Here is a 25,291-nt window from a genome sequence, read left to right as displayed (position 1 = left end):
CTCGTAGCCAGTTGTGCCGATGAATATCCCTAATCTGATCACCGTACTACGCGTTTTACTGATTCCGATCTTCATTTTGTTGTTCTACATGCCTTATCACTGGAGCTACATGGCGGCCAGTGCAGTCTTTGCGTTCGCTGCGGCGACCGACTGGCTCGACGGGTATCTGGCCCGCCGTCTTGAACAGAGCACGCCCTTTGGCGCCTTTCTCGATCCGGTAGCAGACAAACTGATGGTGGCCGTGGCATTGGTGCTGCTGGTTCAGGCGCATGCCAATCTATGGCTGACGCTGCCCGCAGCAGTGATCATCGGCCGTGAAATCGTAATCTCTGCGCTCCGCGAATGGATGGCGGAAATCGGCGCGCGTGCGCAGGTTGCCGTTTCCAACATGGGTAAATGGAAGACGGCGGCGCAGATGCTCGCGCTGGTCATTCTGCTCGGCAACCCGCCGGCCATCACCGTTTGGGTCATTCTTGGCTACGCGCTGCTGCTTATCGCTGCGGGGCTGACACTCTGGTCCATGGTGCAATACCTGAGGGCCGCATGGCCGCACCTCAGGACGACTGCAGAAAAAAAATAAGTTTTTGAATCAAAGGCTTGACGCCGCTATTTGAACCGCTAGAATAGCGCCCGTCATCAAGACAATGCGGGAATAGCTCAGTTGGTAGAGCACGACCTTGCCAAGGTCGGGGTCGCGAGTTCGAGTCTCGTTTCCCGCTCCAGATATTGATTCACTGAACCCTCGAGGCTCACTGAATCAGCAAAAAAAGACGCCTAGGCGTCTTTTTTCGTTTCTGCGGTATGCATTCCCTGTTTACTTTTCTGTAGTGGAAGTCCGCTTGTCCGACGCAGGTTTTGCGTCCGGGACCGCACAGCTGTCGCCACTGCAACGGCGGCTGCCGTCAGGGTGGGGGAGCCAGGCAAGGTAAGGCCGCGAGCGGCAAAAAAGCCGGTAGCCCAAGTTGAACACTGGCCTCATGAATCGCCATGACAAAGGCGCGACCCACGCACCCAGGCCGGCCGCTCGCCAACTCCAGAGTGTCGCGTCCAGGCCCTTGACCCACGTGCCATCGCTGAATCTGGCGTGCAGTAGCGACTCCATATCCTCAAGTGTGAATCCAAGAGAAGTGGCGTCAAAGGCGTCGTCACGGATATCCACGAACAAAAGCCGCTCAGGCGTCGCATGCGCGCGCAGAGTTCTGACTTCTCGAGCGCAGAGCGGGCAGTCACCGTCAAAGTAAAGCGTCAGCGGCCATTCAACTTTCTTGTACATCGTTAATAGTCTTGTATAGGTTTTTTACACCTTATGCTCAAAAGGCCGTGCTGACAATGGGCGTCGGTATTCGTCCGGGCTCTGGTTTTCGAGTAATGCTGATCCGTTCCACGATCACCGCCGCCCAGCACGCGTACTCACGTCCACCCACACGGCCAATACCAGAATCCCGCCCTTGACGATCATCTGCCAGTAACTGTCGACGTCGAGCATCGACATGCCGTTGTCGAGACTGGTGATGACCAGCGCGCCAAGCAGGGCACCGTAGACAGTCCCCGAACCACCGCGCATGGACGTGCCGCCGATGAAGCATGCGGCGATGGCGTCGAGTTCGCCCATGTTGCCTGCCGAGGGTGAACCAGCGGCCAGGCGTGCGGTGTTGACCAGCCCGGCGAACGCGCACATCACGCCCATGATGCCGAAGATCCATAGCTTCACGGCCTGTACATTGATGCCGGACAGGCGCGTGGCCTCCATGTTGCTGCCGACGGCGTAGACGCGGCGTCCGAATACCGTCTGGCTGGTGACGTAACTGAACACGCCGAGCAGGACCAGCAACAGCAACACCGGAACGGGGATTCCGTCGTAGCTGTTGAGCACATAGACAAAGCCGCCCAGCACTGCACCGATCAACAACACACGCAACCCATCACGAATCAGCGAATGTGCCGCCAGCCCGTGCAGGGCTCGGTTGCGTCGTTGTTTCCAGGTCAGGAACAGCGTCAGCGCCAGCAGCAGAATGCCGAGCCCGGTGCCGACCGCGTGCGGCAGGTAACCCTGGCCGATATAGACCAGCGACGGCGACACCGGAGCGATTGTCGTGCCGCCGGTGATCCCCAGTAGAACGCCGCGAAACGCCAGCATGCCACCCAGCCCGACGATGAACGAGGGGATCCGCAGGTAGGCGGTCATGTAGCCGTTGGCCAGGCCGATCATCAGGCCGCATAGTGCCACCACACTCAGGTTTGCCAGTAGCGGGACGTGGTAAACCACATCCAGAATCGCCGCCAGGCCACCGAGCAGACCGAGCAATGAGCCTACCGACAGGTCAATCTCGCCGCTGATGATCACCAGCACCATGCCGCAGGCCAGAATCCCGGTAATGGACATCTGTCGCAGCAGGTTGGACAAATTGCGCGGGGTGAGGAAGCCGCCCTCGGTCTGCCAACTGAAGAACAGCCAGATAACGGCGATGGCAATCACCAGCGCGAGCATTTTATAGCGGGTGAAGAACTGTTTGACCTGGTTCATCTACGCGGTCTTCCGGGCATTATTGTGAGGGGCATCGGGTTGGCTGAGTGCAGCGGCGAGCACTTGTTCCTGAGTCAGGTCATGGTTGATGAAGTCGCCGCGCAACTGGCCGTCGCCAATCACCAGTACACGGTCGGACACGCCCAGCACTTCGGCCAGTTCCGAAGACACCATGATGATCGACACGCCCTCGGCTGCCAGCGCGCCCATCAGCTTGTAGATCTCGTACTTGGCACCGACATCGACGCCGCGAGTGGGCTCGTCGAGAATCAGAACGCGTGGGCGGGTGAGCAGCATCTTCGCCAGCACGGCTTTCTGCTGATTGCCGCCGGACAGGCTGGTGATCGGCAAGAACGGGCTGGCCGTCTTGAGGTGCATGCGCGAGATTTCCCGGTCAATACTGCCCAACTCGGCTTCAGCGTCGATGCGGGTCATGTTCGAGTAGCTGTCGAGAACCGCGAGGGTGATGTTCTGGCCGACGCCCAGGTCCGGAATGATGCCCTGGCGCTTGCGGTCTTCAGGGACCATGCACAAGCCGGCGCGGATCGATTTGAGCGGCGTGCGCGTGTCGATCATCTGGCCATCGAGCCACACTTCACCGGTGTATCGACCGGGGTAGGCGCCGAACAGGGCGGATACCAGCTCGGTACGGCCCGCGCCCACCAGCCCGGCGATGCCGAGGATTTCCCCGCGTCTGAGGACGAACGATACGTCGTCGACCCGCTTGCGCCTGGGGTTATCGACGTCGTAGCAGGTGATATGCCGCGCTTCGAAAAGCACCTCGCCGACGTCATGCGGCTCGGTGGGGTAGAGGTTGCTCATTTCGCGCCCGACCATCTGGGTGATGATCTGCGGAATGTCCATGTCCGCCATTGCGGTGGTTGCGATATGTTTGCCGTCGCGGATGACTGAAATGGTGTCGCACACGGCGGCCACTTCATCGAGCTTGTGCGAGATGTACACGCACGCGACCCCCTTGGCCTTCAGGCCACGAATGATGTCCAGCAGCACCTCGATTTCGGAACGGGTCAGGGCCGAGGAGGGCTCGTCGAGAATCAACAGGCGCGCCTTTTTGTTCAATGCCTTGGCGATTTCCACCAGTTGCTGGTAGCCGCCGCCATACTGGGAAACCGGCAGCGCCACGTTCATGTCAGGCACCTTGAGTTCACGCATCAGCGACTCGGCGCGGTGGATCATGGCCGGATAATTCATGCGCCCGCCGGGGAGCGTCAGCTCGTGGCCCATGAAGATGTTTTCGGCCACCGACAGGTCAGGGACCAGCGTCAGTTCCTGATGGATGATGACGATCCCGGCCGCTTCCGTTTCGCTGATCGATTGTGCCTTGAGCGGTTGGCCGTCCCACAGGATCTCGCCATCCCAGGTGCCGTAGGGATAGACCGCCGACAGGACCTTCATCAATGTGGACTTGCCCGCGCCGTTCTCGCCGCACAGGCCGACGCATTCACCGGGCCTCACCGTGATATCGATGCCGTTGAGCGCTTTCACACCGCCAAAGGATTTGACGATGCCGTTCATTTGCAACAGGTAGTCAGACATGGCGCAGGGCTCTACGAAGGTGTGATGGCTTGGCCTGAGCGGCGACCCTGCTTGACCGCAGGATCGTGCTCTGGCTTTTAGCGACGTATCAACGATCGAGGCTCATTGCCCGTCAATCTGTGTCTTGGTATAGAACCCGTCTTTTTCCAGCAGGTCGATGTTGTCCTTGGTCAACGCTGTAGGCGTCAGCAGGATGGTGTCGACTTTCTTGCTGCCATTGTCGTATTGCGAGCTGAAATCGGGTTTCTGGTTGCGTGCCAGTTGCACAGAGAGCTTGGCGGCTTCCGTGGCAATCAGTTTCAGCGGCTTGTAGACCGTCATGGTCTGAGTGCCATCAATGACCCGCTTGACCGCCGCGAGGTCCGCATCCTGACCCGAGATAGGGACTTTACCGGCCAGTTTCTGTGCGGCGAGGGCCTGAATCGCGCCCCCGGCAGTGGCGTCGTTGGAGGCGACGATGCCATCAATCTTGTTGCTATTACGGGTCAGGGCGTTTTCGACAATGCTCAGCGCTTCGGTAGGGTTCCACTCCTTTACCCACTGCTGGCCGACAATCTTGATATCACCTCTGTCGATAGCCGGTTGCAGCGCCTTCATCTGGCCTTCGCGCAGAATCTTGGCGTTGTTGTCGGTGGGCGCGCCGCCCAGCAGGAAGTAATTGCCCTTGGGCGCTGCTTTCAGCACGCCGTTGGCCTGCATCTCGCCGACTTTTTCATTATCGAAGGAAATGTACGCATCGATATCGGCATTGAGGATCAGCCTGTCATAAGACACCACCTTGATCCCGGCCTTCTTGGCTTCGGCAACAGCGTTGGTCAGCACGGTGGCGTTGAACGGCACGATGACGATTACATCGACGCCGCGCGAGATAAGGTTTTCTATCTGCGAGATCTGTTTCTGCTCATTGGCATCCGCCGATTGCACGAAGACCTTGGCGTCGAGCTTTTCCGCCGCCGCAACGAAGTAATCACGGTCGCGTGACCAGCGTTCCAGACGCAGGTCATCAATGGAAAAACCTATTTTCGGATGCGCAGAGTCAGCCATCACCGGCAGGGACAGCAAGGCCAGCGCGCTGGCGAGCAGCGTACGTTTCAGGGTGTTCATAGGGTGCGTCCTTTTATTGTTGTTTGAGACACTTCTTGACTGAGGGTGATACCGATAGAACTGTAGAGCGTTGCCGGACGTCGCGTATGAAGATTTGTCGCCTGAATGTCACGGCGACGTCCAGCCAAGCCTGTCAGGCGTAGATAAAGCGGTTGACCACGCCTTCGAGCAGTTCCTGGCGACCACTGACAGCCTGCGGGTTCAGTTCGTTGGCGAAGGCGTGTTCGGCGAGCGACGCAAGGCTGAATTCGCCTGCCAGTACCGATTGCCCGAAAGGCTGCTGCCAGCCGGCGTAGCGCTGATCCTTGAAGTGCTGGAGTTTATCGTTCTGCACCATGGCGGCGGCACGTTCCAGCGCCAGGGCGAGGACGTCCATCGCGGCGACGTGGCCGTGGAACAGATCGATATCGTCGAGGCTCTGGCGACGCACTTTCGAGTCGAAATTGAAACCGCCATTGGTGAAGCCGCCAGCCTTGAGGATCTCGTAGGTGGCGAGCGTCATCTCCTCGACGCTGTTGGGGAACTGGTCCGTGTCCCAGCCATTCTGTGGGTCGCCACGGTTGGCGTCGATGCTGCCGAAAATCCCCAGCGAGACCGCCGTGGCGATTTCGTGGTGGAAGCTGTGCCCGGCCAGTGTGGCGTGGTTGGCCTCGATATTGACCTTGATCTCGTTTTCCAGGCCGTACTGCTGCAGAAAACCGAACACCGTGGCGCTGTCGTAATCGTACTGATGCTTGGTCGGCTCCTGTGGCTTGGGCTCGATCAACAGATCGCCCTTGAAACCGATCTTGTGCTTGTGTTCGACCACCATGCGCATGAAGCGCCCGAGCTGTTCGCGTTCACGCCTGAGGTCCGTATTGAGCAGGGTTTCGTAGCCTTCACGACCGCCCCACAACACGTAGTTGGAGCCTTTGAGACGCTGGGTGGCATTCATCGCGCTGAACACCTGGGTAGCGGCGTAGGCAAAGACTTCCGGGTCCGGGTTGCTGGCAGCGCCTGCGGCGAAGCGTGGGTTGCTGAAGCAGTTGGCCGTACCCCACAGCAGCTTTATGCCGCTCTGTTCCTGATGGCGCTCCAGATGATCGACCATGTGCGCGAAGTTGTGGCGATATTCTTTCAGTGAGGCGCCTTCCGGTGCCACATCGGTGTCGTGGAAGCTGTAGTAATCGATGCCGAGCTTGGAGAAGAACTCGAACGCCGCTTCGGCCTTGCCGATGGCCAGTTCCATGGGGTCACCGGAACCTTGCCAGGGGCGCTTGAAGGTGCCGACACCGAACATGTCGGCGCCCGGCCATACGAAGGTGTGCCAATAGCAGGCCGCCATGCGCAAGTGCTCACGCATGGGTTTGCCGAGGACCAGCTTGTCGGCGTCATAGTGGCGAAAGGCGAGGGGCGAGTCGCTGTCAGGGCCTTCATAGCGAACCCTGTCGACGTCGGGGAAGTACAGCATGGGCGTTTTCCTTATTGTTCTTGGCGGTGTCTGGATACTAGCAACGGCCCTGCGTGCGCTGATTATGAAAATCGTCAACGCACAGTGCGATTTTGAGTGTTGAGATTCGCCGGTCAGCGGCCTAGTCTGTGGCCCACGGCGTCGTGCTTATCGAATCGGCATAAAAACAATGAAGACCGTACCTCCCGTTCACCGTATCGCGCTGTTGTTCAACGGCAGCAAGATCTATGACCGCGGCATCATCAGCGGCATCGGCAACTATCTCAGCAGCACCCGGGTGTCCTGGGACCTGTTCCTGGAGGAGGATTTCCTCTGTCGCCTGAAAGGCATCGAGCGCTGGCAGGGGGACGGGATCATTGCCGATTTCGATGACCCGCTGATCGGCGAGGCATTGGCCGGGATCAAACTGCCGGTGGTGGCAGTCGGTGGCTCCTATCAGGATGAGCGTGCCTACCCGAAGGGCATTCCTTATGTGGCGACTGACAATCACGCCTTGATCAAGGCAGCCTACGAGCACCTGATCGAGGCCGGGCTGACGCGCTTTGCCTGCTTCAGCCTGCCTGAAGCACAGGCCAATCGCTGGGCGCAGGAGCGCGAGCAGGCCTTTCGCCGCTTGCTGCAACGCGATGGCCTGCACGCCGAGGTCTATCGTGGCCTGGGCACCAGCGCACCGCTCTGGGACAGCGCCGTAGAACAGCAGATCGCCTGGCTGCAAAGCCTGCCCAAACCGATCGGCATCATCGCCGTGACCGACGCCCGCGCTCGTCAGCTACTGCAGGCCTGCCTGACCGCCGGAATTGCTGTTCCCGAACAGGTGGCACTGATCGGTATCGACAATGATCCGTTGACCAAGACCCTCACTCGCGTGCCGCTCAGTTCGGTCGTTCAAGGCACCGACACAATGGGCCGCACCGCCGCACGGCTGCTGCACCAGATGCTGCACGGCATGCCGTCTTCGGGTACACACATTCTGATACCGCCGGACACTGTCAACGTGCAGGCTTCGAGCCTGCATCAGCCCTTGGGTGACCCTTATGTGATGCAGGCGCTGCTGTTTATCCGGCAGTACGCGTGTCAGGGCATCAAGACTGCACAGGTAGCCGCCTATGTGGGCGTTTCGCGCTCATCACTGGAATCGCATTTTCGCCGCGTAAGGGGCTGCAGCGTGCACGACGAGATCCTGCGCTTCAAACTGGCCGCCGCTGCAAACGGACTGGAAAACACCGGGCTGGCCATTGCCGAGATCGCCCGCGATTGCGGTTTTCGGTCTGCGCAATACCTGCACACCGTGTTTCGTCGCGAGTTCGGCTGCACGCCGCGGGAGTACCAGCAGGATGTCAATGCGGCAGTGCAATACCCAAGTGCCTGACAAGGTCAGGCAGCCAAGACCCTTATCGTCCAGAAGTCGTTGGACAGATTTTCATCCAGCAGATAACTGTAGGGCAGGGTGAAGTAGCCTTCCATGCCCCAACTGGCGCCCCATGAGTTGCGCAAGATGAAATGCTGATGGGCATCGTTGTAGCCCACTGCCAATACGCAGTGCCCTCCCAGCATTTTTTCATGAGGACCCGGCACCGGGGCATGCCCGGTCTGAGCAACTTTCTTGCTTTCAAAGCTCTCGTAGACGGAAAAACCAATGACAAACGGATAACCTGCCGCTAGGCAGCCTTTCATCTGATTGAGGTTTTGCGCAACTTTCTGGTAAGACACTGCCTTGTATTTTCTTGCGTCCTTGTAGCAGGCAGCCGGAGGTTTGACAGTGAACTTCTCAATATCATAAGGCCACTCTTTTTCAGGGCAATCACCTTGCTTCGCAACACTTTTAATGCCGTGCCGGATCATGGCGCCGCTGTCAGAATCGACGGTATGCTCGATAACCCGTTCGTTGTAATAGATAAACAACCGCGAGGGTTCGAACGCGGGCGTCAACTTTTGCTTCATGCGATCAAACTGAATCGCTCCGGCAATACCGTTTGCGGTACAACTACCCAGTTGGCCCTGATCGTACACAGGCGGGCAATGGGGGCGCAGATCAACCTTGTGTGGAAGCGCCGCCAGTGTGGTGGGCGGGGCCGCATACAGATGATCGCGATGATCAGGCAGATCGCGAATCCATCCATACTGTTTGACGGTATAGGTCATTTCGTATCTCCTTGTAAGGAACGGTCAGAAAATTGATGTCGCTCATGTAAACAGGTTTTCGATAGGCGCGGATTAAACTTTGTTTAGTACATAGTGTGCTATGAGTTGACCAGGCAGGCTCATTTGGCTGGTAGTGTTAGTTGAGTAATAGCCGTGTGAGTCACTTTGTTACATAGCCTTATGGGAATGGACTTACACTTCTTATTACATATGCCAGGCCGGCGACATACAGGTTATATGAAAGCTCCGTCATTATTGGGCCTAAGCTATTACATCGCGCAAAGTACGCTTGTTGAAATGCTTGCCACAATGGGCAGCGGGTTTGGACGTGGTACCCAACGGGTCATTGATATCAAGGTACCAAGGAGTTGCATGCCTGAGTCTGAATGGTCGACCTATGATGCCGTGGGGAAATTTAAGGCGCGGGGCGGTGAAGAACTGATTGCCCAGATTCGTCCCGATCATTTTGTCGAAGTCGCCAGTTCACGCGGATTTGAAGTGCTCGAAATGTTGTCTCCCGACAAGCAGTTCGAGCGTTACTTTCAAGGGCGTGAGGATGGTCTGTCGCCCACGCCGGATATCCATCTGGTGCATTTGGTTACGATGTGACCCTTACTAGCTGGTAAAAAAACTCAATCCTTTGCCGACCGCACAGTCATAACTCACCGGACTGCCCACCTGCTGATAACCAGGAACATTCAGCGTGGTCATGCTGAATGTGGCGGTGCCGTTCGAGCGTATCTGATAGCGAATGAATTGCTCGATAGGTTTGTTATCGCGATCAAGGCTGAAGTGGGTGTCCGAAAACGCCAGCGTGCCGTCGGGGGTGATGCGGTAGGCATCGATGCGTTTGCCGCCTTTGGTTTTGGACGGCTCGGCCCCTGCGATCGAGGATTTGCATTGTCCCAGGTCGATCACCACGGCGACCGACTCTCCGGTGTTCAATGCCTGGGTGATGGCGGAGTAGGTGGGTAGCGCGTCGCCTGCGTGAGCGAGGCCAGGCAGTGAAAAAGCAAGTAATGCAGCGGCGTAGCAAGGTTTCATGGCAGCTCCAGGAAGTCAGTCTGAAGGGGGAAAAGACCCGTCCATCTCGCGATTATCGAGCGTCGCGAAACCTACCATAAGCTTCGATTCAGGTGGGCCCACGATAGCAGTGGCACCTCTCTAGAGCATCTTCATACTTTTTCCCGTTCTGCCGATAGGAATGACGGAGATAATTTTATTTACCGGTCACGGGAAGGGGATTGAAGATGCTGAGACAGCTGAAAATAGCCGCGCGGACCTCCGCCTGCTTTGCGTTGATGGTGGTGCTGGTGTTCGGGCTTGGTATTTTCAGCATTCAGCAATTGCACGGTATTCGTGAGCAATCGCTTGAAATCGAAAACGATGCCCTTCCCGGGATTGCGCTGGGTGACGATATTTCCCTGGCGGTCGAGAAAACCCGCACTACCGTGGCCAAAATGCTAGCCACGCATGACCTTGCGCAAGTGGCTATGGCTCACACCGAGCTCCTTGAAAAGAAGGCCGGGTTCCAAAAGGCCGTAGAGGCCTATGACCCGCTCATCACCGAGGATGAAGAGCGCGCACTCGTCGAGGGTCTGAAGAGCACTTATAAGGGCTACATCGACCGTGCCGAGAAGGTCTATACGCTGATCAACGAAAATCAGGCGGAGGCCGGAAGGGCGATCGTCTGGGGCGAGATGAAGGCCATGGCGGAAAGTATCGAAGCAGCCCTAGGCAAGCTGGAAAAGATCAATGATGACTCCGAAGCCGAATCCAGCGCTGCAGCGACCTCGGTGTATGAAAACGCCGTGGTCGTCACTCAGGCGGTGATGTTTCTGACGGTGTTGCTGACCGTATTGCTTGCCTGGCGTCTGACGAAAAGTCTGGCAGTACCGATCAGTCAGGCGCTGCACAGCTCGGAAACCATTGCCGCAGGCGACCTGCGTCCCAGCGCAATCAACCGTGAGGGCACTGATGAAGCGGCCCTGTTGCTGCAATCGATGGAGCGCATGCGCGGCAATTTGAGCCAGACCCTGAGTCAGGTGGGCGATGCCGCTCACCAGTTGGCGTCGGCCACGGAAGAAATGAGCGCCTTGATGGTCAACAGCAACGCCGATCTGGTGGTGCAGAACAGCGAAATCGAAATGGCGGCAACTGCGGTCACCGAGATGAGCCAGGCGGTCGATGAAGTGGCGCGTAATGCGGTGGCCACCTCGGTAGAATCCAAAGCCTCTTCGGTGTCGGCCCGCGAAGGTCAGGAAGAGCTCAATCAAACCGTCCAATCGATCCTTGAGCTGACCCGAAATGTTGGCACGGCATCGGTCGAGGCGCAGGCGCTGGCCACCCGCACGCTGGATATCACCAAGGTTCTGGATGTTATTCGCGCGGTGTCCGAGCAAACCAACCTGCTGGCCCTCAACGCTGCCATCGAAGCGGCACGCGCGGGCGAAGCCGGACGGGGGTTTGCCGTGGTCGCCGACGAGGTGCGCGCGCTGGCCCACCGCACCAGCGAATCGACTCGCGAGATCGAAACCATGGTCGGGCACATCCAGCAGGGCACCAAAAGTACCCTGGTCGCGCTTGAAGTCAGTACCGACCAGGCGCAGCGCACCAAACAACAGGCCGAGTCGGCCAACGCTGTGCTGGCCAGCATCGCCAGCTCGGTCATGGTTATCGATGAGCGCAATACGGTGATCGCCAGCGCCTCCGAAGAACAAGCGCTGGTTGCGCGGGAAGTGGACCGCAACCTGGTGCGCATCCGTGATTTGTCGGCACAATCGGCGGTGCGCACCAGCCAGACCGGCAGTGCCAGCCAGTCACTGGCCGAGCTGGCGAGTGACCTGACGACCACCCTGGGGCAGTTCAAGCTCAGATAACACGGGCCGATAGCAGGCCCGTTACCGCATCGATTCGCTGTTGTACGGGCAACAGTGAATCGACAAAGTGTCCGGCGTTTTAGCCGGCAAAGCCAGGTTACTGCGCACAACCGCCATCTGGCTCAACAGCTTGAAACCGCCTGCCGCCGGGCGTCGGGCTATCGCCAGGCGCACTACAAGGCTTTGGGCATGACCTGTGCACTGCTGATCAGGATTGTTTTCCTGAGCCAGCGGAGCCACCCGAATGCCTGATGCCGTCCCGACCCCCAAGACCAACCGCCTGCATGCAATAGGGCGCACTCTGGTGCTGACCCTGTTGGCCACCAGCCTCGTCGCAACCGCGTATGCCGAGGACAGCGATGTGCCTTCGCTGGCCGGTAAACGCATTGCGATCAGCATGACTGGCACCAGTCACTACTTCGATATCAAGGGCTTCCAGGCGCAGGTGGATGAGGTCAAGCGCCTGGGCGGCACACCCATCACGCTCGATGCCGGTCGCAACGACAAGAACCTGGTCAATCAATTGCAGACCGTGGTCACGCAAAAGCCGGATGCGGTGATCCAGACCCTCGGCACCCTCAGCGTTATCGACCCTTGGCTCAAGCGCATCAGCAACGCGGGGATTCCACTGTTCACCATCGACGCGCCCTCGCAATACAGCCTCAACAACACCACGTCCGACAACGTTGCTACTGGCAAGGCACTGGCCGGGCAACTGATCAAGGACGCAGGTGGCCAGGGTAACGTGCTGGTGTTCAACGGATTTTATGGCGTACCGGTCTGCGCCATTCGTTACGACCAGCTCAAGTTGGCGCTCAAGGATCATCCAGAGCTGAAAATCATCGAGCCAGAGTTGCGCGATGTCATTCCCAATACGGTCCAGGACGCCTACTCGCAAGTCTCGGCGTTGCTCAACAAGTACCCCAAAGGCAGTGTTTCGGCGATCTGGGCCGCCTGGGACATCCCGCAGCTGGGCGCCAGCAAGGCGCTGATCGATGCCGGCAGAACCGAAATCAAGACCTACGGCGTCGACGGTACGCCGGAAGTGCTCGAGCTGATGCGCCGCGAAGATTCGCCGGTGGGTGCCGTGGTTGCCCAGCAACCTGCATTGATCGGCAAGACCGCGGTGCAGAACGTCGCCCGCTATCTGGCCGGACAGCACGATCTGCCGAAGGAGACCCAGGTGCCCACCTTACTGACGACGGCCGCCAACCTGCCGGACGTGCAGAAGCTCAGAGGCGATAATTGACGCGGGAGATCGATCATGGGATCAGCGATTGCAGACGTTGCAGCGGTACCACCGGCCTTGCACTTGAGAGGCATCAGCAAGCGCTTTGGGGCTACCCAGGCGCTGGACGGCGTCAACCTGCGGGTCGAGGCCGGAACGATTCACGGGCTGGTGGGTGAAAACGGGGCGGGCAAGTCGACCCTGATCAAGGTCCTCGCCGGTATTCATCGTGCCGACGCCGGCCGTTTGAGTATTCATGGCCAGCCGTTCGACAGTTTCACGCCGCGCCAAGTCGAAGCCGCAGGCGTGCATTTCATTCATCAGGAGCGACTGCTGCCGGGCAGCTTCAGCGTCGGCGAGGCACTGTTTTTCGGGCAGGAAATCAAGCGTGGCCCTTTCGTCGATCGTCGCGCCCAGGAGCGCGAAGCGGCAAGGCTTCTGAACGATTACTTTGCCATGCGCCTGCCCGCTGGGGCCCTGGTACGCGATCTGGACAGCGCCCAGCGGCAGATCTTGCAGATAACTCGCGCGCTGCTGGCCAGGCCGAAGGTGCTAGTGTTCGACGAGCCGAGTGTGTCACTGGTCAAACAGGAAGTGGACCGCTTGCTGGACATCGTCCGCCGCCTGCGCGATGAAGGGCTGACCATTGTCTACATTTCCCACTACTTGCAGGAAATCGAGTCGCTGTGTGATCAGGTCACCGTGCTGCGTAACGGGCGCGATGTGGCGGTGGTCGATCCGGCGCTCACCAGCACCGCGCAGATCGCCCGGCTGATGGTCAATCGGGAGGTAGGCGAGCAATATTTCCGGGCGCAGACGCAACCCGGCACGCCCGTGCTTAAACTGCGCGGGCTGGGGGCAGGGCGTTTCTACGACGGCGTTGACCTGAGCGTGCGGCGTGGCGAAGTGCTGGGCCTGACCGGGCTGGTCGGCTCGGGTGCCAAGGAGCTGCTCAAGAGCCTGTTCGGGCTGCTCAAGCCGGATCGCGGCGAATTGCTCTTGAACGGTCAGCCGTTGCACCTGAAATCACCGCGTGATGCGGTACGCCATGGCATCGCGCTGGTCCCCGAGGAGCGCCGCACGCATGGCGTGGCACCGGCGCTTTCGGTGCTGGAGAACATCACGCTGGCCAGCCTGGAGCGCTTCAGTCGCTGGGGATTGCTCGACGCTGCGGCGCAGGCCGGGGAAAGCCAACACCTGATCGATGAACTTGCAATCAAGACCTCAGACCATGATTCGCCGGTGCACGCGCTTAGCGGTGGCAACCAGCAGAAGGTTGTGCTGGGCAAATGGCTGAGCCGCCATTCGACGTTATACCTGCTGGACGAACCCAGCGTGGGCGTCGACATCGGCGCCAAGTTGGAGATCTACCGGTTGATTGCCCGGCTTGCCGAGGGCGGCGCGGCGGTGCTGGTGCTGTCGTCGGACTTGCCGGAGCTGATCGGCATCACCCAACGCATTGTGGTCCTGCACAGAGGGCGCGTTGCAGGCGAATTCGACTCACTGAGCACCAACAGCGACCAACTGCTGGCCTGCGCCACGGGCGCCAGTGAAAGCGACCATGACAGCCAATCATTCCCTCCGGAGGCCCATTATGTCCGAGCTTGATCTATCCGTCGCGCAGGCTGGCGACCCGGCGCAACGCTGGCTCGTGCAACTGGCGCAGCGCGGTTCGTTGCTGGTGTTTCTGGCGATTCTGCTCGGCTTTGCCGTCAGTGCGCCGAACTTTCTCAGCATCGGCAACATCAGCAACGTGTTCGCCCAGTCAGCAACGCTCGGCATACTCGCGCTGGGCCTGACCTGCGTGGTCATCGGTGGTGGTTCCAACGTAGTCAGCGGCGGCCTGGACCTGTCGCTGGCGGCCAATCTCGGTCTGTGTGCGGCCGTCTACAGCAGCCTGAACAATGCCGGGTTCGATGCCTGGCAAGCGATTGGCCTGACGTTCGGCTGCGGCCTGCTGGTCGGCGCGTTGAATGGCCTGGCGGTGGTGTTTTTACGCCTGCCGCCGTTACTGGCGACGCTGGCGAGCATGAACCTGATTGCCGGGCTGGAGCTCGTACTGACCCAGAACACTGTGCTGGCGACCGACTCTGCATTGCTGGACAGCCTGGTGTCCGGCGTCTGGCTGGGTGTTCCGGCGCTGGCCTGGGTGCTGCTGGGTGTCGCGGCGGTGTTATGGCTATTGATTCAGCGCAGCGCGTTCGGCCTGCGTCTGTACGCCATCGGCGAATACCCGCAAGCCGCCGAGGCTGCCGGGCTGAATCTGCGGCGCTATGTGTTTGCCAGTTACCTGATTGCCGGAGGCTGCGCTGCGACAGCTGCGTTCTGCTCCGCAGCGTTTTTCAGCGGCAGCACGACCGGTTCCGGCGACATGTTGCTGTCAGTGGTGGCCATCGCCTTTCTCGGCGTGGTGTTCTCGCGGCGTCTGACCGCCAACATCCCCGGCACCCTGTTGGCGACACTGCTGCTGGGCTTCCTGATCAACGGCTTTCAATTACTGAACATTTCCAGCTTCTGGGTCAACGGCGTGCAAGGCGTGTTGATTCTGTTGGTGGTGGCATTTTCCGGGGCATTCGGCCGTCGGGAGGGTGAACAATGAGTACGCTGACCGTGAATACCTCTTCGACGCTGGTAAAGGTTCTGCCGCGCCTTTTGCCAGCGGTCCTGCCACTGTTGGTGCTGATTATTCTGCTGTTTTTCGCGATCAGTGCGCCGGGCTTTCTGAGTTGGGGCAATCTGTCGAGCCTGGTGCTGAACAACTTCGTATTGCTGGCCATCGTGGCAATCGGCATGACCTGGGCTGTTGCTGCTGGTGGTATTGATCTGTCGGTGGGAACGGCACTGGACTTTGCCAGCCTCGGTTTCGTAGTTACGCTGAATGGTGGTCATGGTCTGGGCGCAGCCATTGCGGTGGCCTTGCTGGCAGGCGGCATCGCCGGGGCGTTCAATGCAATGCTGATCGCCGGGCTGCGTATTTCGCCGTTCCTGGCGACGCTGGGTACGCTGTTTATCGGCACCAGCGTGCAACAGTTGTTATCCGACGGTGGCCAGCCGATCTATATCGCTCAGGGCATGTTGCCGGGGATCAGCGGCGTGTTGATCCTGGGCGTGCCTTTGCCGCTGCTGGTGGTCGGGTTGCTGGCAGGACTTTACGGGCTGGTCCTGGCACGCGGACGTCTGGGCCGCGAAATCCTTGCGCTGGGCACGCAGCCGCAACTGGCGTATTACTCGGGCCTGCCCACGCGACGCATTGCCGTGCAGGTGTTTTTCGCCAGTGCACTGGCCTGTGCGGTGGCGGGTATCCTGCTCAGTTCGACGGTCAACGCCTACGTGCCGATGTCAGGCAACGCTTACCTGATCAATGCCATCGGTGCCGTGTTCATCGGTACGACGCTCAGCCGTCAAGGGCGCCCGAATATTCCGGGTACGCTGCTGGGTGTGCTGTTCATCAACGTGATCGCCAATGGCCTGTTGCTGATCGGCTGGAACTTCTATTGGCAGCAGGTCGCGACCGGGGCGCTGATCTTTTTGGTGCTGGCGTTCAGTTTCACCAGCCGCCACCTGCTGCGTAACGCGGCGTAAGTGCTCCTCAAGCGTTGCCTTTACCGCTGCCGATCTGCCAGACAAATGGCGGCTCGGTGCCGTTGATGCGCCAGTCACCGACAATGCGCGCCTTGTAGATCAGCGGATTATGCGATGCCGCGGTGCGGGCATTACGCCAGTGGCGGTCCAGCGCCTTGTTGACGCTGACACCTGAAGCGCCCAGTGCGTTAAACAGCTCAGTTGCAGCGCGCAATACCAGTTCCGAGACGATCACCTGGGCCTTGGCCGTCTCGATTTCGGCGGCGATATTGGCGTCTTTTTCCCGCTGTGGGTCATTGCCGAAACGTGCCACGTACGCACGCTGCAACGGCTCGGCGGAGCGCAGCGTTGCGGCCTCTGCGGCGTAGACCTGAGCGGCGATCTGACCGACCACTTGCTGCACTTGTGAGTCCTGGCTGACGCTCCCGGCGTTGCCATGGCTGAAGACGCGTTTGCGATCGCGCACTTCCTGAGCGATGTCGCGTTCGACTGCTCGACCAATACCGGCCAGCACCGCCAGCAGTACCAGTTGATAAAACGCGGTCTGGTATTTGAAGCGTTGCTCGAACGGTATGACGTGTGTGGCCGGCAGCGGCACGTTGTCGTAGACCGAGGTGCCGCTGCCGGTGGTGCGCTGGCCGAATCCGTCCCAATTGTCACTGTGACGCACGCCGGCATGCCTGGCTTCGACGACCGCGATCACATCGGCGCCGGTATCGGAGCGCTGGGCATAGACGTCGATCCAGTCGGCAAAAATACTGCCGGTACTGTAGAACTTGGTGCCGTTGAGCACGAAGCCATCGCCTTGCGGGCTGACCTTGGTAATCACGTCGCCGATTTTCACCGCGCCAACTTCGGTCCAGCCATTGCCGACCAGATCCCCGGCCACAAAGCGCGCAAACCATTGGTCACGGTCCGCGCCGGGTGGTGCATTCAGACGGTCCTCGACGAAAGCGAAATGCGCGCGCAGGGCTTGCGGAATATTCGAGTCGGCTTCGGCCAGTTCGATCAGCAGTTGAAACAGCTGGCTGATCGAAGCACCTGCGCCGCCATATTCGATGGGCACCCGCACAGCGCCGAAACCGGCTTTCTTCAGCCAGGCAATCGGTTCGTAGGGCAGGGCGCGGGCTTTTTCGCGTTCGACGCTGCCAGCGCTGATCTCACGGAAGATCGGGCGAAATCGGTTGGCCAGGGTTTCGTAATCGGTCCCCAGCGAGAGCGGGTTTGAGCCGGTTATTTGAGTCATGCAGTACTCCTGAGCGCGAAGAGATCGGCACACGGGCCGGTGGAAGGTTCGCCAGACTCTCTGCATGCTTTGTGCCTGAATGTAACTTGCTGATTTTAATGATTTATTTTTAGGGCGATGGTTTTCTTGTTGATCCGCCAACAGCGGCATGACCGCTGGCTGGCAAATCCCACCGCGTTGTCAGCCATGCCGGCAGCTCATGAGCCCTGGAATACCTGTGCCTGCGCGGGATGCGCTGTGAGTGCGCCGCTGTTCGGCCAGCAACAGCGATCGAACATTTTGCTCTGCAGGATGCCGCCAGTCAGGCGTGGCTGTGTGCAACCTACTGCTTTTAAAGGGAAATGTTTTCCGGCACGGGCTGTGCAATGTTCAGGGTCAAGCGTGTTGAGTGTTTTCAACCTGTCGCCAACGAGCAGGAGCCTGTCCATGAGTTTTCCTTCCTCCTTTCCAGCTGCCGCACCTCCCGCACCTCCCGCAGCGCACGTCATTAGCTCGGACGCCGAGGCCATCGAAGTGGCCAGGGTTCTGGCCGGTCGCTTCGCTGAAGATGCTTCCGTGCGTGATCGCGAACGGCGTCTGCCAGTCGCCGAGCTGGATGAATTTTCCGCCAGCGGACTGTGGGCCATTACCGTACCCAAGGCCTACGGGGGTGCGGGCGTTTCCTATGTCACCGTCGCGGAAGTGATCAAGCTCATTTCTGCCGCCGACCCTTCACTCGGGCAAATTCCGCAGAACCATCTGGGCGTGCTCGATATTCTCTTGCAGACCGGCACCGAGGAGCAGAAACGCCACTACTTCGGCAAGGCGCTGGCCGGCTACCGCTTCGGCAATGCGTTCTCCGAGTCAAAAAGCAAGAACGCCAGCGCCTTTCAGACCCGGATTCGCTTCGATGGCGAGCACGCGGTACTGGACGGTGAAAAGTTCTACTGCACGGGTGCGCTGTTCGCGCACATCGTGCCGGTTTCAGGCGTCAACGAGCAGAATCAGGCGTTCATCGCTTTCGTCGAGCGCGACAATCCGGGCCTGACCATCATCGATAACTGGGACGGTTTCGGGCAGCGCACCACGGCCAGCGGCGGGGCCGTGTTGAAGGCGGTCCGCGTCCCCTCGAGTGCGGTGATCCCGGCGCATCGCGCTTTCGACGAACCGACGGCCAATGGGCCGATTTCGCAGATCATTCAGGCGGCGGTGGACACCGGCATTGCTCACGGCGCGTTCGAGGAAACCCTGAAGCACGCTCGACTGGCGCGGCCATGGATCGACAGCAAGCAGGATTTCGGCTGGCAGGACCCGTTCAGCATTGCTGCCATCGGCGACTTGCAGTGGCGGCTGCACGGCACCGACGCGATCCTCGCCAAAGCCGGGCAGGCCATCGACCATGCCCTGGCTGAACCCAGTGAAGCCAGCGTCGCGCAGGCCTCGGTGATCGTCGCCCAGGCCAAGGTGTTATCGGCGCAGATTGCCTTGCTCGCCAGCAGCCAGCTGTTCGAACTGGCCGGCACCCGCTCGGTAGTCGGCAAACTCAATCTTGACCGCTACTGGCGCAACGCGCGGACCCACACGCTGCATGATCCGGCGCGCTGGAAATACCACCTGATCGGCAATCAGGTGCTCAACGGTATTGCACCGCCACGTCACGCCTGGAACTGATCACGGAGTACGCCCATGACGCATCCCGCCATTACCGCGCAACTGGCAGTCGCCACCGAAGACCTTGATCAGGCGCGCCAGAGCCTGCAGCACACCCTTGATTATCTGCGTGAGCACGGTCGGCCGTGGTCGCTCAGTGGTTTGCAACGCATCGTCGATGACCCCTATGTGATCAGCAAGGTCGGGGATCTGCAGATTCGTCTGGACGTCGCCGCTGCGCTGCTGGAGCGCGCCCGGCGGCTGGATAGTTCGACCGAGCAGGGTTTGATCGCCAGCAGTGAAGCGGTCATTGCCAGCGCCGATGCTTTGCAGGCGGTGGGCAATATTCAGTACGAATTGACCGGGCAGCGCCCGTCATTGCCAGCCCCGGCCGGCCGTGAGCCGCTGCGCTGGCACTATCAGGTTATCGGCAATCAACGCCTCAATGGCGTGGTTCCGCCGCAGCTTCAGGAGTAAGTGTATGTCCCGCCAAATCCGCCTCAACGCGTTTGACATGAACTGCGTCGGCCATCAATCGCCGGGCCTCTGGGCGCATCCCCGTGACCGCTCCTGGCAGTACAAGGACCTCGAATACTGGACCGATCTGGCGAAAATTCTCGAGCGAGGCAAGTTCGATGGTTTGTTCGTTGCCGATGTGCTGGGCATTTACGACGTTTATCGCGGCAACGGTGAAGCGGCGATTCGCCAGGCCACTCAGGTGCCGGTCAATGACCCGTTGCAGCTCATCCCGCCCATGGCGCTGGTGACCGAACACCTGGGCTTCGGCCTGACCGCATCGCTGTCGTTCGAGCATCCCTATCCGTTTGCCCGTCGCTTGTCGACGCTGGATCACCTGACCAAGGGGCGCGCAGGCTGGAATATCGTCACCTCGTACCTGAAAAGCGGCGCGAAGAATCTCGGCCAGAAAACACTCACCGAACACGACGCGCGCTACGACTACGCGGAGGAGTATCTGGAGGTTTGTTACAAACTCTGGGAAGGCAGCTGGGAAGACGGCGCGATTCTGCGTGACCGGGAGCGTCGCGTATTCAGTGATCCGACCAAAATCCATGAGATCCGCCATGTCGGCAAACACTTCCAGGTGCCTGGCATACACTTGTGCGAGCCTTCGCCGCAACGCACGCCTGTTCTCTATCAGGCCGGCGCTTCAAGCCGCGGCAAGCAGTTCGCTGCCGAGCACGCCGAATGCGTTTTCGTTGCAGCGCCATCGAAAGTCCTGCTGAAAAAGACCGTGGCCGATATCCGCCGGCGCACCGCAGAGGCTGGCCGCGATCCGTCAAAGGTGCTGATTTTCAATTTGCAGACGGTGATCCTCGGCGAGACGGATGCCAAGGCCAGGGCCAAATTCGAGGAATACAAAAGCTGGGTCAGTTATGAGGGTGCGATGGCCTTGATTTCCGGCTGGACGGGCATCGACTTCAGCCAGTTCAAGCCTGACGAACCCCTTCGCCACGTTCACACCAATGCCATTCAGTCGGCCGTCGAGACCTTTTCCACGGCAGACCCGAACACGATATGGACACCGCAGGCACTGGCCGATTGGGTCGGAATCGGTGGCTTCGGCCCGCTGTTTGTCGGCAGTCCGGTAACCGTGGCCGATCTGCTGCAGGAGTGGGTTGAAGAAACCGACGTCGACGGGTTCAACCTGGCTTACGCGCTGACCCATGAAACCTTCATCGATGCGGTCGAGCTGTTGGTGCCGGAGCTTCAGAAGCGCGGCGTCTACAAGACCGAATACGCCAAGGGCACGTTGCGCGAAAAGCTGTTTGGCGACGGGCCGCGCCTGGAAGCAGGGCATCCGGGGGCCGGATTCCGCGACCTGGCTGCGCTGCATCGCAACCGGCAAACGGAAAGTGCCTGAAATGTGATGACTGTCGTTGCGCAGGCGGCGCGGCGCAGATTTGTGACGCGGAGCGTCACGATAGGCATTCCCACGCTGGAGCGTGAGGAACGAGATTCTCCAGACCACTATCGTGCCCATGCTCCGCGTGGGCATGCCTTTCTGGACGCTCCACGTCCGCTTTTGGGGGCGGCGGCGCGGCGCAGATTTGTGACGCGGAGCGTCACGACAGGCATTCCCACGCTGGAGCGTGAGGAACGATAGTCCTGTAACTATCGTGCCCATGCTCCGCGTGGGCATGCCGCTCTGGACGCTCCGCGTCCGATGTTGGGTGCGGCGGCGCGGCGCGGATTTGTGACGCGGAGCGTCACGACAGGCATTCCCACGCTGGAGCGTGAGGAACGATAGTCCTGTAAATATCGTGCCCATGCTCCGCGTGGGCATGCCGTTCTGGACGCTCCGCGTCCGATGTTGGGGGCGGCGGCGCGGTGCGGATTTGTGACGCGGAGCGTCACGATAGGCATTCCCACGCTGGAGCGTGAGGAACGAGATTCTCCAGACCACTATCGTGCCCATGCTCCGCGTGGGCATGCCGTTCTGGACGCTCCGCGTCCGATGTTGAGCGCTCGGAACGGTATGGATGCATGATGTGCGCTCAGCACAGTGCCGGTCACAACTCCAGTTTGTAGCCCACCCCGTACAGCGACTGGATCGGGTCCTGACCGGGGCAGGCCTGTTCCAGTTTGCGGCGCAGGTTGCGGATGTGGCTGTCCACGGTGCGGTCGGTCACTACTCGGTGATCCGAGTAGAGCCTGTCCAGCAGATGGTCGCGGGAGAAGACTCGGCCCGGAGAGCGGGCGAAGGTGGCCAGCAGACGCAGTTCCACCGGGGTCAGGTCCAGGGTGACACCGTTGAACGAGGCCTGGTAGTGCGCTTCGTCCACCAGCAAACCCTTGGGCGTGTGCGGCTCGCTGGAAGAGCTCCGACGCAAGATGGCTTTGACGCGAGCGACCATCTCACGGGGGCTGAACGGTTTGCAGATGTAGTCGTCGGCACCGAGGTCCAGGCCGAGCAAACGGTCGATTTCCTCGACGCGTGCAGTGATCATGACAATAGGCACGTCGCTGAAGCTGCGCAGTTCCTTGCAGATGTCCATACCGTTGCGGCCAGGCAGCATGATGTCGAGCAGGATCAGTTGGGGCGCGTTCGCTCTGACGGCGGGCACAACGTCCAGCCCGTTACTCAGGCAGTGGGTCGAATACCCGGCCGCGATCAGGTAGTCGCGCATCAGCGACGCCAGCTTGGGCTCGTCTTCGACAATAAGAATCGGCGTTTCGATGCTTGTAGCGGTCATGGGCGCAGGTGTCCGGGCAGGCACAGGGTCAGCCAGAGGCCGCCCGTTGGCGAATGGTCGGCGCTCAGGGTGCCGCCGTGGGCGAGGGCGATGCTGTGACAGATTGCCAGCCCCAGACCCGCACCGCCGCTGGCGCGGTTACGCGAGGCTTCACCGCGATAGAAGCGTTCGAACAGCCTGGGCAATTGCTGCGGGTCGACGCCAGGGCCGGAATCCATCACATCGACGCGCACCTCATCGCCCTGCAGGGCGGCACGCACCTGCACAGTGCCGCCAGCATCGGTGTAGCGCACCGAGTTTTCCAGAAGGTTGCTGATCAATTGCTGCAGGCGTCCGGGGTCTGCGTGCACCGGCAGAGAGGCGACAGCAAGCTCCAGTCGCAACTGCAACTGACGGGCAGCACAACGTTCCTCGAACATGTCCGTGATGTTCGTCAGCAGCTCCGCCAGGTCACAGTCGACCTTGCGGTAGGTCAGGGCACCCACGTCCGCCAGGGACAACTCATACAGGTCATCCACCAGCTTGCTGAGCATGCCGACCTCGCCCTGCAGTGACTTCATCGACGCCTGATCCAGTGTGCGCACGCCATCCTCGATGGCTTCCAGTTCGCCCCGCAAGACCGACAGCGGAGTGCGCAGCTCGTGAGACACGTCGGCCATGAATTCGCGGCGCATCTTTTCATTGCGTTCCAGGGTGTACGCCAGCTGGTTGAAGTCGCGTGCCAGTTGACCGACCTCATCGTTCGAGGAAACCGCCACGCGGCTGGCGTATTCCCCTGCGGCAAGGCGATGGGTTGCTGCGGCCACACGTTTGACCGGATCGAGCAGGGTGCGCGCGATCCACCAGGCAATCAGCACGGCCAGCAGCAGCGACAGCACACCCATCGCCAGGCTGGCGCGCAACTGGTACTGCTGAAAGCGCTCGCCACCGGCCTCGCTGACACTTTGAAAGGGCGTGACCGCCATCCAGCCAACGATTTTGCCGTTCACTTCCACCGGGCGCATGAACTCATCGTCATGGACCCCCGGAAACCCCATCACCAGATTCTTCTGCGCATCCAGCAGCGCGATCCGGAACACTGCGCCGGTCAGGTCTGAGGTGGGCGGTGTGGCCAGCCCGGGGATGGCGAAATCCTGCGCCGGCTCCGGGCGCATCACTTCGAACCAGCGATCCTTGTTGTCACGCATGAATTCCCAACTGCCTTCGCGCGCATAGGCAGCGGCCAGCCGCGGCAGAACCGGCGACATGCGTTGCATGGCCTGTTCGTTGAGGTAGCCCAGAAAGCCACGGGCAAAACTCCAGTTCGCGGTCAGGCCCATGATCAGGATCACTGACAGCACGCTGGCCAGTACCGCGACAAACAGTTTGGTGGAGATGCTCGATTTCATGAAGGCTCGGGTTTTGCCTGAAGACGGCGTCCATTTAGGCCTTCGTGACAGCAAGTTTCAAGTCAACGCGGCAATCTTCAATTTTCCTGCACATTTGCCTCGCAGTCTGACGTCAGGCTTTCGCCACAACGTCCTGAGGCAATCATGTCGAGCAAGATTTTCGCTAAATACCTGATGACTTTGACCTTCGTCATCTACGCAGCCCTTATCGGTCTTCTGAGCGGTTGTTCAGACGGTAATTCGCCGCCTGCTGCGCAGAAACCGACCGTGTCGGTGGTCACTGTCAAACCGCGTAGCCAGTCGCTGACCACCGAACTGGCGGGGCGCACCAAAGCGTTCATGGTTGCCGAGATACGGCCCCAGGTCAGTGGCATCGTGCAGCAGCGACTGTTCGTCGAAGGTGCCGAAATCAAGGCAGGTCAGCCGTTGTACCAGCTCGACAGCGCGACCTATCAGGCGGCACTGGCTGAATCGCAGGCCACACTCGCCAAGTCCCGTGCCACGCTCAAGTCCGCACAGGCCACCGCCAAACGCGATGTGCAACTGGCCAGGATCGATGCCATCAGCCAGCAGGATAAAGAAGACGCCGAGGCCAGCCTGCTGACTGCTGCCGCCGAGGTGAAAGTGGCGGAGGCCGATGTGCAGACTGCACGCATCAATCTGGCTTACACACGGATTACCGCACCCATCAGTGGGCGTATCGAGACCTCGACCGTGACCCCCGGTGCATTGGTGGTGGCCCAGCAGGACACCGCACTGACCACGGTTCAGCAACTGGACCCGATTTACGTCGATGTCACCCAGTCCACCACCGAGTTGCTGCGGCTCAAGCGCGACCTGGCCAGTGGCAAGCTGCAAACCAACAGCGACGGGGAAGCTCGAATCACCCTCAAGCTGGATGACGGCAGCACCTACAACCAGGACGGCCGCCTGCAATTCAGCGGCGTCAGCGTCAATGAAGGCACTGGCACCGTGACCCTGCGTGCCAGCTTTGCCAACCCGGAGCGGCTGTTGCTGCCCGGCATGTACGTGGTGGCGGTGTTGGAGCAGGCGCAGGATCAGAACGCGATCCTGATTCCGCAAAAGGCCGTCACCCGCAGTGCCAGTGGCCAGACCACGGTGTTGCTGGTGGTTGACGGCAAGATCGAGCAGCGGGTGATCAGCGTCGACCGCACGGTGGGCAACCAGTGGTGGGTGAGCAGCGGGCTCAAGGCCAATGATCAGGTCGTGGTCGAAGGCGGGCAGAAAACCCTGGTCGGCACCGAGGTTCGCGTGCAGAGCGCCGACAATGCCGATTCGCCAGCGCCGGGTGCTTCGGCCACTGCCGCTACTGTGAAGGAGGGCTGA

General features: G+C 60.1%; 23 protein-coding genes, 1 tRNA gene and 1 pseudogene. 14 read left to right on the top strand and 11 right to left on the bottom strand.

Annotated elements, in window-relative coordinates:
• Positions 1-19 precede the first annotated feature (19 nt).
• Both pgsA and BLR20_RS05180 read left to right on the top strand, forming a co-directional pair.
• Entirely contained in the window at positions 20-580 is a 561-nt protein-coding gene (gene pgsA, locus BLR20_RS05185) for a CDP-diacylglycerol--glycerol-3-phosphate 3-phosphatidyltransferase (RefSeq protein WP_003410850.1), read from the top strand.
• A 66-nt stretch (positions 581-646) separates the two neighbouring features.
• Positions 647-722 (top strand) — tRNA-Gly (locus tag BLR20_RS05180).
• 92 nt (positions 723-814) lie between these two features.
• Here the strand turns inward: BLR20_RS05180 and BLR20_RS05175 are convergent.
• The 5 genes from BLR20_RS05175 to xylA form a co-directional block, all read right to left on the bottom strand.
• The gene (locus tag BLR20_RS05175) at positions 815-1,273 is read right to left on the bottom strand and encodes a thiol-disulfide oxidoreductase DCC family protein (protein WP_054993905.1); all 459 of its coding nucleotides are present in this window, start codon (positions 1,271-1,273) and stop codon (positions 815-817) included.
• Between the two features lie 114 nt (positions 1,274-1,387).
• Entirely contained in the window at positions 1,388-2,524 is a 1,137-nt protein-coding gene (locus BLR20_RS05170; protein WP_054993906.1) for a sugar ABC transporter permease, read from the bottom strand.
• Positions 2,525-4,081 (bottom strand): D-xylose ABC transporter ATP-binding protein, encoded by a 1,557-nt coding sequence (gene xylG, locus BLR20_RS05165; RefSeq protein ID WP_010440482.1) that lies wholly within the window; start codon positions 4,079-4,081, stop codon positions 2,525-2,527.
• A 102-nt stretch (positions 4,082-4,183) separates the two neighbouring features.
• Positions 4,184-5,185 (bottom strand): D-xylose ABC transporter substrate-binding protein, encoded by a 1,002-nt coding sequence (xylF, locus tag BLR20_RS05160; RefSeq protein WP_054993907.1) that lies wholly within the window; start codon positions 5,183-5,185, stop codon positions 4,184-4,186.
• Positions 5,186-5,318: 133 nt separating this feature from the next.
• Entirely contained in the window at positions 5,319-6,635 is a 1,317-nt protein-coding gene (gene xylA, locus BLR20_RS05155) for a xylose isomerase (RefSeq protein ID WP_054993908.1), read from the bottom strand.
• Between the two features lie 169 nt (positions 6,636-6,804).
• Between xylA and BLR20_RS05150 the strand changes: the two genes are divergently transcribed.
• Positions 6,805-8,004 (top strand): XylR family transcriptional regulator, encoded by a 1,200-nt coding sequence (locus BLR20_RS05150; RefSeq protein ID WP_054993909.1) that lies wholly within the window; start codon positions 6,805-6,807, stop codon positions 8,002-8,004.
• Between the two features lie 5 nt (positions 8,005-8,009).
• On the opposite strand, the gene BLR20_RS05145 is transcribed toward BLR20_RS05150, so the two are convergent.
• On the bottom strand, positions 8,010-8,777 hold the full coding sequence (locus tag BLR20_RS05145; RefSeq protein ID WP_054993910.1) for a C1 family peptidase: 768 nt from the start codon (positions 8,775-8,777) through the stop codon (positions 8,010-8,012).
• Positions 8,778-9,149: 372 nt separating this feature from the next.
• On the opposite strand from BLR20_RS05145, the gene BLR20_RS05140 reads away from it, so the two are divergent.
• Positions 9,150-9,386, top strand: a complete 237-nt coding sequence (locus BLR20_RS05140) for a hypothetical protein (RefSeq protein WP_235810010.1) — start codon at positions 9,150-9,152, stop codon at positions 9,384-9,386.
• A gap of 6 nt (positions 9,387-9,392) precedes the next feature.
• Here the strand turns inward: BLR20_RS05140 and BLR20_RS05135 are convergent, their stop codons facing one another.
• On the bottom strand, positions 9,393-9,821 hold the full coding sequence (locus BLR20_RS05135) for a VirK family protein (protein ID WP_010440468.1): 429 nt from the start codon (positions 9,819-9,821) through the stop codon (positions 9,393-9,395).
• A gap of 206 nt (positions 9,822-10,027) precedes the next feature.
• On the opposite strand from BLR20_RS05135, the pseudogene BLR20_RS28375 reads away from it, so the two are divergent.
• From BLR20_RS28375 to BLR20_RS05105, 6 genes and pseudogenes are all read left to right on the top strand, one after another.
• Positions 10,028-10,504 (top strand): annotated as a pseudogene (locus BLR20_RS28375) (MCP four helix bundle domain-containing protein); the annotation flags it as partial.
• Complete coding sequence (locus BLR20_RS05130) at positions 10,478-11,656, top strand: methyl-accepting chemotaxis protein (protein ID WP_420875061.1); 1,179 nt, start codon at positions 10,478-10,480, stop codon at positions 11,654-11,656. The pseudogene BLR20_RS28375 and the gene BLR20_RS05130, both read left to right, overlap by 27 nt.
• A 244-nt stretch (positions 11,657-11,900) precedes the next feature.
• Positions 11,901-12,905 (top strand): sugar ABC transporter substrate-binding protein, encoded by a 1,005-nt coding sequence (locus BLR20_RS05120; RefSeq protein ID WP_054993913.1) that lies wholly within the window; start codon positions 11,901-11,903, stop codon positions 12,903-12,905.
• A gap of 15 nt (positions 12,906-12,920) precedes the next feature.
• Positions 12,921-14,492, top strand: coding sequence for a sugar ABC transporter ATP-binding protein (locus BLR20_RS05115; RefSeq protein WP_054993914.1), 1,572 nt, complete (start codon positions 12,921-12,923; stop codon positions 14,490-14,492).
• Entirely contained in the window at positions 14,479-15,483 is a 1,005-nt protein-coding gene (locus tag BLR20_RS05110; RefSeq protein WP_054993915.1) for an ABC transporter permease, read from the top strand. The genes BLR20_RS05115 and BLR20_RS05110 overlap by 14 nt, the downstream gene beginning before the upstream one ends.
• On the top strand, positions 15,480-16,466 hold the full coding sequence (locus BLR20_RS05105; RefSeq protein ID WP_032612815.1) for an ABC transporter permease: 987 nt from the start codon (positions 15,480-15,482) through the stop codon (positions 16,464-16,466). The genes BLR20_RS05110 and BLR20_RS05105 overlap by 4 nt, the downstream gene beginning before the upstream one ends.
• 7 nt (positions 16,467-16,473) lie before the next feature.
• Here the strand turns inward: BLR20_RS05105 and BLR20_RS05100 are convergent, their stop codons facing one another.
• Together BLR20_RS05100 and BLR20_RS28040 are read right to left on the bottom strand one after the other, a co-directional pair.
• The gene (locus tag BLR20_RS05100) at positions 16,474-17,712 is read right to left on the bottom strand and encodes an acyl-CoA dehydrogenase family protein (protein WP_010440451.1); all 1,239 of its coding nucleotides are present in this window, start codon (positions 17,710-17,712) and stop codon (positions 16,474-16,476) included.
• 197 nt (positions 17,713-17,909) lie between these two features.
• Positions 17,910-18,140, bottom strand: a complete 231-nt coding sequence (locus tag BLR20_RS28040) for a hypothetical protein (protein WP_010440446.1) — start codon at positions 18,138-18,140, stop codon at positions 17,910-17,912.
• On the opposite strand from BLR20_RS28040, the gene BLR20_RS05090 reads away from it, so the two are divergent.
• From BLR20_RS05090 to BLR20_RS05080, 3 genes are read left to right on the top strand one after another with little or no spacing between them, the layout of a single operon-like run.
• Positions 18,139-19,362 (top strand): SfnB family sulfur acquisition oxidoreductase, encoded by a 1,224-nt coding sequence (locus tag BLR20_RS05090; protein WP_054993916.1) that lies wholly within the window; start codon positions 18,139-18,141, stop codon positions 19,360-19,362. The two genes, BLR20_RS28040 and BLR20_RS05090, sit on opposite strands and share 2 nt — an antisense overlap.
• 15 nt (positions 19,363-19,377) lie before the next feature.
• On the top strand, positions 19,378-19,818 hold the full coding sequence (locus tag BLR20_RS05085; protein ID WP_054993917.1) for an acyl-CoA dehydrogenase: 441 nt from the start codon (positions 19,378-19,380) through the stop codon (positions 19,816-19,818).
• Positions 19,819-19,822: 4 nt separating this feature from the next.
• Positions 19,823-21,223: an LLM class flavin-dependent oxidoreductase gene (locus BLR20_RS05080; RefSeq protein ID WP_054993918.1), complete on the top strand. Its 1,401-nt coding sequence runs from the start codon at positions 19,823-19,825 to the stop codon at positions 21,221-21,223.
• A gap of 649 nt (positions 21,224-21,872) precedes the next feature.
• On the opposite strand, the gene BLR20_RS05060 is transcribed toward BLR20_RS05080, so the two are convergent.
• Complete coding sequence (locus BLR20_RS05060; protein ID WP_010435907.1) at positions 21,873-22,556, bottom strand: response regulator; 684 nt, start codon at positions 22,554-22,556, stop codon at positions 21,873-21,875.
• Positions 22,553-23,944: a sensor histidine kinase efflux regulator BaeS gene (baeS, locus tag BLR20_RS05055; RefSeq protein WP_054993919.1), complete on the bottom strand. Its 1,392-nt coding sequence runs from the start codon at positions 23,942-23,944 to the stop codon at positions 22,553-22,555. The genes BLR20_RS05060 and baeS overlap by 4 nt, the downstream gene beginning before the upstream one ends.
• Positions 23,945-24,088: 144 nt before the next feature.
• Here baeS and BLR20_RS05050 point away from each other — a divergent pair, with 144 nt between their 5' ends.
• Positions 24,089-25,291 (top strand): efflux RND transporter periplasmic adaptor subunit, encoded by a 1,203-nt coding sequence (locus BLR20_RS05050; RefSeq protein ID WP_010435903.1) that lies wholly within the window; start codon positions 24,089-24,091, stop codon positions 25,289-25,291.

It is taken from the genome of Pseudomonas congelans (assembly GCF_900103225.1).
Lineage (GTDB): Bacteria > Pseudomonadota > Gammaproteobacteria > Pseudomonadales > Pseudomonadaceae > Aquipseudomonas > Aquipseudomonas congelans.
The sequence above is the reverse complement of the archived record's forward strand: the minus strand, read 5'-3'. Positions and strand labels throughout refer to the sequence as shown.